Annotated in this window: 5 protein-coding genes and 1 pseudogene; 3 read left to right on the top strand and 3 right to left on the bottom strand. The window is 60.5% G+C overall.

The features are described 5' to 3' along the window. Both GPL81_RS23950 and GPL81_RS32045 read right to left on the bottom strand, forming a co-directional pair. Window positions 1-194: pseudogene (locus GPL81_RS23950) on the bottom strand (hypothetical protein); the annotation flags it as partial. A gap of 592 nt (window positions 195-786) precedes the next feature. Further along, window positions 787-1,200: a hypothetical protein gene (locus GPL81_RS32045; protein WP_160108723.1), complete on the bottom strand. Its 414-nt coding sequence runs from the start codon at window positions 1,198-1,200 to the stop codon at window positions 787-789. Window positions 1,201-1,692: 492 nt separating this feature from the next. Here GPL81_RS32045 and GPL81_RS23940 point away from each other — a divergent pair, with 492 nt between their 5' ends. Both GPL81_RS23940 and GPL81_RS23935 read left to right on the top strand, forming a co-directional pair. Beyond that, on the top strand, window positions 1,693-2,748 hold the full coding sequence (locus GPL81_RS23940) for an alpha/beta hydrolase (RefSeq protein ID WP_160108722.1): 1,056 nt from the start codon (window positions 1,693-1,695) through the stop codon (window positions 2,746-2,748). Window positions 2,749-2,767: 19 nt separating this feature from the next. Continuing rightward, window positions 2,768-3,943 (top strand): (R)-mandelonitrile lyase, encoded by a 1,176-nt coding sequence (locus GPL81_RS23935; RefSeq protein ID WP_160108725.1) that lies wholly within the window; start codon window positions 2,768-2,770, stop codon window positions 3,941-3,943. Here the strand turns inward: GPL81_RS23935 and GPL81_RS23930 are convergent. Beyond that, complete coding sequence (locus GPL81_RS23930; RefSeq protein ID WP_160108721.1) at window positions 3,931-4,824, bottom strand: LysR family transcriptional regulator; 894 nt, start codon at window positions 4,822-4,824, stop codon at window positions 3,931-3,933. The genes GPL81_RS23935 and GPL81_RS23930 overlap by 13 nt on opposite strands. Before the next feature lie 288 nt (window positions 4,825-5,112). Between GPL81_RS23930 and GPL81_RS23925 the strand changes: the two genes are divergently transcribed. Continuing rightward, the gene (locus GPL81_RS23925; protein ID WP_160108720.1) at window positions 5,113-6,318 is read left to right on the top strand and encodes a patatin-like phospholipase family protein; all 1,206 of its coding nucleotides are present in this window, start codon (window positions 5,113-5,115) and stop codon (window positions 6,316-6,318) included. Window positions 6,319-6,322: the final 4 nt, after the last annotated feature.

Genomic DNA, 6,322 nt, shown 5'->3' with positions numbered 1-6,322 from the left:
CCACCGCCTTTGCCGCCGCCACCGCCGTTGCCGCCCCCGCCACCGCCGCCGTGACCACCGCCACCGCCACCATCCTTGGCATAGGCGCTCGAGTCATGGGAAAGGGAGTCAGGTATCAAAACAGTGGAAGCCGAGAGGACGCCACCGATTGCCAGCGCCAGTAAACCTCTCTTGAAAAGCGAGTAAGTGTTCATCGTGCATTCTCCTGGTGATTGACCGCGAACAGTGCAAACGCAATCAGGTTGCAATCCGGGAGCAGCATGGGAGCAACCCCTGAGCGTCACAGTGTCTTCTGAAATATCGGCGTGGGAAAATTTCCCACTTGTTGTAAGTTAGCCTTTTCTGGCTCAGGGTCAACCCGCGCAGGAGAAAGCCGACCGCCGGTTGGGGACATGGAAGGAGAGGGGGCTGAATAAACGAACGCGAAGACGGAAGCGTGCGACACGATTTCGAAAAAAAAGTCGCAAACCCCCGCGACTCTTCAGGGCTTGCGACTCTTTGCCGATACGTCCCTCAAGCTGCCGGGGCGTTTTTAACGGGTATGCCTGCCGTGGCCATTGCGGAACGCGCGGGTCTAGTTCCGCACTTCAGCCGCGTCGACATCCGGTGCGTCCGGGGCGTCCGCCACATCCTCTCTGGCCGCGTTCGCCTCAGCTTTGGCGGCGTCCCTGGCGGTATTTGCAGCCGCCCTGGCGGCGTCTCTGGCTGCGTCCGCGTTTGCCTTCGCGGCGTCTCTGGCCGCATCTGCCGCAGCCCTCGCAGCATCCCGGGTCGCATCTGCGCCCGCTACGCCAGCCGCTTTTGCAGCGTCCCGGGCTGCATCCGCTTCAGCCCTGGCGGCGTCCCTGGCGGCGTCGGCAGCGGCCCTGGCAGCATCCTGGGCGGCATCTGCATCAGCTCTTGCCGCATCTCTAGCTGCATTTGCGTCGTTTCTGGCAGCGTCCCTGGCTGCGTCTGCGGCATCGTTGTCCGCGTCGTTGTCATGCGCATTGCCCGGGCCTCTGTTCCCGGCCATACCACCATGGTCAGCGTCGCCGCGCCCCGGGCCTCCATGACCGTCACCGTCATGGCCTGCCGCACCATGATCGCCACCCTCTCCGTGGCCACTGCCGCCACCATCACCACCATGTCCACTGCCTCCGGAGCCGCCGTTGCCGGAGCCACCTGAGCCACCGTGACCACCGCCGTTGCCACCGCCATGGCCGCCACCATCCTTGGCATGCACACTGGAGAAACTACTGATGTAATCGGGCACCAGAACAGTCGATGCCGACAGGACTGCGCCAATTGCCAGAGCCAATAAACATTTCTTGAGCAGCATGATGCACCTCCGCTTGGCGTTGCGTACCCATCTCCGTATCGAACGCAATGCCCAGTGAGTTCGCAGCCGCCCATTGGAGCGGCCAGCCAACCGGCACGGCCATCAATCTGCAGCGATAACAAGCGACTGCGGTTCCGTACGATCCTTCAGAGCCAGTCAGCATCATATTGTGGGAAATATTCCCACATAAATAGGTTATTGCTGTCAGCCCGGGTGTCAATGACTTTTCGCCTGACTCACCGGATATATGTGAATTTGGTATCAGTGCTATGTGATTGGCGCTGTTTATCGATTAATTCTTGAAAGGTAGTTTGTTTCTCGGCGATATCAGCCAGCGCCTCCACAAACATCGAAATGTCAGGAATTTTCCCATGATGCGAACCACGTTGAAGGCCACGTTCATGGCCGCCATGATCGGCATGTCCGGTGCCGAAGCCGAAGCGGGCGACTACAGGCAGAACCCATTCACGTTGACCTACGGTGGTGCGCTGACCAGGAACGAACCGGGCAAGGTCAACATCCATCCGGTCACTTACACACTCAATGGCCTGGACATTGCCGCCAACGTTTACACCCCGGCGAACTATGACGCGGCGAAAAAGTACCCGGCCGTCGTTGTGGCGCACCCCAACGGTGGGGTGAAGGAGCAGGTCGCGGGCCTGTATGCCCAACGTCTGGCGGATCAGGGCTACATCACGATCACGGCGGATGCGGCCTACCAAGGGGCCAGTGGCGGTGAGCCGCGCAATGTGGACAAACCGGCGCATCGCATCGAAGACATCCATGGCATGGCCGACTTCATCGCCGGCTATCCCGGCGTCGACAGCAAGCGCCTGGGCTTGCTGGGGATCTGTGGCGGTGGTGGTTACTCATTGGCGGCGGCGCGAACCGACAAGCGCTTCCAGTCGATTGCGACCTTGAGCCTGTTCAACTCCGGGCTGGTTCGGCGCAACGGCTACCAGGATTCGCAGCTGTCGACGATTCAGGAACGCTTGCAACAGGCGTCGGCGGCCCGTGCCCAGGAAGCGGCGGGAGGGGAAGTGCTCTACGTCGGTGATGCCAGGCTGACCGATGAACAGATCGCCAAGCTGCCGTTTGATCTGTATCGACAGGGCTTCGAGTACTACGGCAAGACCCACGCTCACCCCAACTCGACGTTCCGTTACACCCAGAGCAGCCTGATGGACCTGATGAGTTTCGATGCCACGGATCAGATCGAGCTGATCGACAAACCGTTGCTGATGATCGCGGGCAGCAAGGCCGACAGCCTGTACATGTCGCAACAAGCCTTTTCCAGGGCCACCGGTACCCAGGACAAAAAACTGTTCACCATCGAGGGCGCGACCCATATCGACACCTACTGGGTGCCTGCGTATGTGGACGTCGCCATGGGCCAGTTGACCGCGTTTTACGCCAGAACGCTCTGACTTGAAGGGATATCTCATGCTGAAAAATACCTTGATAGGCATCGCGGTGTGTGCGGCGGCCCCCTTTGCCGACGCCGCCGGTGCAGACAATGCCGGGGAGTCGCGCCGGACCGGGCAGCAGATCAGCCGTGCGGGTACTCAGGCTGCGGTGGCGGGACCTGCGGATTTTTTCACCGGGCGGGTTCGCGTCGATCCCTTGTTTCCCGCCACGGACGAGATCAATGCTTCCGGCGCTTATGTCAGCTTTGAGCCGGGCGCGCGTTCGGCCTGGCATACCCACCCCGCAGGACAGCGATTGGTGGTGACTTCCGGCGTGGGACGGGTCCAGGAATGGGGCAAGCCGGTGCAGGAAATCCACCCTGGCGACGTGATCGTCTGCCCGCCGGGCGTCAAGCACTGGCATGGCGCCGCTCCGTCGAGCGCCATGACGCACCTGGCCGTGACGGGCTCGGTGGATGGCAAGAGTGTGGATTGGCTGGAGAAAGTGAGCGACGAGCAATACAACGCCCAAGGTTCGCAGGCACCGAAAACCGAGCCTGCGACCCCACCGGTGTCCGAGACGCTGTCCGCCAAACAGCGGGCTATTCCGTTAATCGCCGCCGCCATGGCCACGAGCAACCTGTCCGCGCTCAATGCCGCATTGAATCAGGGGCTGGATGCGGGCCTGACGGTCAGCGAGGCGAAGGAAATTCTGGTGCAGCTCTACGCCTACAGCGGTTTTCCTCGCAGTCTCAATGCACTCGGCGAACTGATGAACGTGGTCGAGGCACGCAAGCAGCGCGGCGTTCAGGACGATCCGGGACGCGAGCCCGGTCGCGTTATTCCCACCGGCGACGAACTGCTCGCGGTGGGCAAAGCCAACCAGACGCGAATCGCCGGTGCACCTGTCCAGGGCCCGCTGTTCGACTTCGCTCCCGTTATCAACCAGTACTTGCAGGCGCATCTGTTCGGCGACATTTTCGAACGTGACAACCTGGACTGGCAAAGTCGTGAGCTGGCCACCGTTGCAGCGCTTGCCGTTACCCCCGGTGTGGAGTCACAACTGCGCTCGCACATGGCGGCTAGCCTGCGGGTCGGCCTGACAATTGCGCAGTTGCGTCAACTGGTCCAGTTGCTGGCTGACCAGGGTGATGCCGCAGCGGCCAAGCGCGCCGGTGAAGCGCTGGAGAGCGTCCGGTCTGATCAACCCAAATAGCGCAAGGCTTCGCGCAGCATGGTGAAGGCCGGAGAGCTCTGGCGCCGGCTCGGATAATAGAGGTGGTAGCCAGAGAAGGGTTCGCACCAGTCTTTAAGCACATGAACCAACCGGCCTTGCGCGACGTGCTCCAGCACCAGGTCCTCCGGCATATAGGCCAGTCCCAGTCCCTGGAGGGCCGCCTCCAGGCGCATGGCGATGTTGTTGAATACCAGTTGGCCTTCGACCCGTACGTTCAGTTCTTGCCCGTCTTTTTCGAACTCCCAGAGAAGCAGGCCGCCGTAAGTCGGCATGCGCAGGGTGATGCAGTTGTGCACCATGAGGTCACTCGGGATCACCGGCCTGGGGTATCGGGTGAAGTACGCCGGGGAGCCCACCACCGCCATGCGCATGTCAGGGCCGATGCGCATTGCGATCATGTCCTTGGCCACTTGCTGACCCAGCCGTACGCCGGCGTCGAACCCCTCCGCCACGATGTCCGTCAGGCCATAGTCGACAATGATTTCGATATTCAGATCGGGATTGTCCGGCAGCAGTTTGGCGAGCACAGGGTGCAGGATCGTGATCGCCGAATGCTCGCCCGCGGTGATGCGCAATTTGCCGGCGGGTTTGTCGCGAAATTTGCTGAGCAATGCCAGCTCACTGTTGATTTCTTCAAACCGGGGGGCGATCACCCGCAGCAAATGTTCGCCGGCTTCGGTGGCCGAGACGCTGCGAGTGGTGCGGGCAAGCAACCTGACGCCCAATCGCTCCTCCAGTTGACGCATCGCCCGGCTCAAGGCCGGTTGAGACATGCCAAGCCTGGCAGCGGCGCGGGTGAAACTGCGTTCCTGGGCCACAGCCGAGAAGATCGCGAGTTGGTCGTAGCTTTCGACGGTCATTTATCCGACCCTGTTATAAACAGCTTGTGATTATGCCATCTGCGCAATTGATCGTCTTATGTGGGAGCGAGCCTGCTCGCGATGGTCGTTAACGATTACGCGGGTTTCCTGATTGAACGCAGCGTTCTTGAGCCCATCGCGAGCAAGCTCGCTCCTACAATTTTCTTATCCGGGAGCGTGCGACCAACGAGTTTTTTTATCATGCAAAGGAGCGCAAGATGAGCTACTTGACGTTCGAACGATAGGTCGCAATCGGCTGGCGTGAATGCAGGGGCCGGAGGAGGCGTTTTGAAACCATTCCCGCCTGGCACATCAACGCTGGACCTGTTTCTTCAAGCGTGCCTGCCACGCCGTGACGCGGTTCCGCCAACCTTGACGGACAAGGCCGTCATCCCGGGCATTCCCAATGCGCGTTACAGGCTGGACCACGACCTGACCCCGTTCATGCAAGATGCAGTTGAGTCCAACAAACGTGAGAGCGAGGTGCTCGCCAAGGCCGGAAAGCCGAACGACATCCTGCCGCTGGCAAATATGCTGGCCGTTTCGGGCGGCGGCGATGCCGGCGCATTCGCGGCGGGACTGATTGCCGGATGGACCACCCATGGGAGCAGGCCCATGTTCAAGGTTGTCACGGGCATTAGCGCTGGCGCCCTGGTCGCCCCGTTCGCTTACCTGGGACCTGAGTACGACGGCGTGATTCGGTATGTTTCCAATGCAATCGGTCCAAAAGACATTTTTCATTCGCGAAGCGTGCTGACCCGTCTTGCCAGCGACGGGATAGCGGACAGCAAGCCACTGGCGCGGCTCATTGCAAAATACGTCACTGCGCAGATTCTGGCGGCGATCGCCTCGGAGTACGCCAAAGGACGGATTCTGTTGATCGGCACGACTGACCTTGATTCAGGACGGCCTGTCACGTGGAACATGGGTGCTATTGCCTCAAGCAACGCACCGGGAGCGCTCGAACTCTTTCGCAATATCATGCTCGCCTCGATGAGTATTCCCGGTGCAGTCTCACCCGTCATGATCGATGTGGACGTTGACGGCAAACCGTTCCAGGAAATGCACGTGGACGGCGGGGTCATCACTCAGGTGTTTCTTTACCCACCCACCACCGTGATGTCGCTGAGCAAAGCCGTCGGAGCACCGTTGCGATTCGACCGCCACTTCTATGTCATCCGTAATGGAACACTGGAGCCGCAGTGGTCCGGCACCAAGCGCCGGACCTTGAGCATCGGCGGTCGAGCCATCAGTGCATTGATCCAGACCCAGGGGATCAGCGACCTGGAGCGGATCTACCGCATGGCGCAGCAGGATGGCGCGGATTTCAGTCTTGCGTACATAGGCTCCGACTTTTCCTTTGCGCACACTCGCAAGTTCGATGGCGAGTACATGAAGCGGTTATTCGATTACGCCTATCAACTCAGCGCGAAGGGTTATCCGTGGCATAAGTCACCGCCCTCGGAAAACACCCAGCCACGAAACCCTCGCTGAAAGA

It is taken from the genome of Pseudomonas izuensis, assembly GCF_009861505.1.
Taxonomy (GTDB): domain Bacteria; phylum Pseudomonadota; class Gammaproteobacteria; order Pseudomonadales; family Pseudomonadaceae; genus Aquipseudomonas; species Aquipseudomonas izuensis.
Note: the sequence above shows the minus strand (reverse complement) of the source record. Positions and strands in the feature narration are given on the sequence as shown.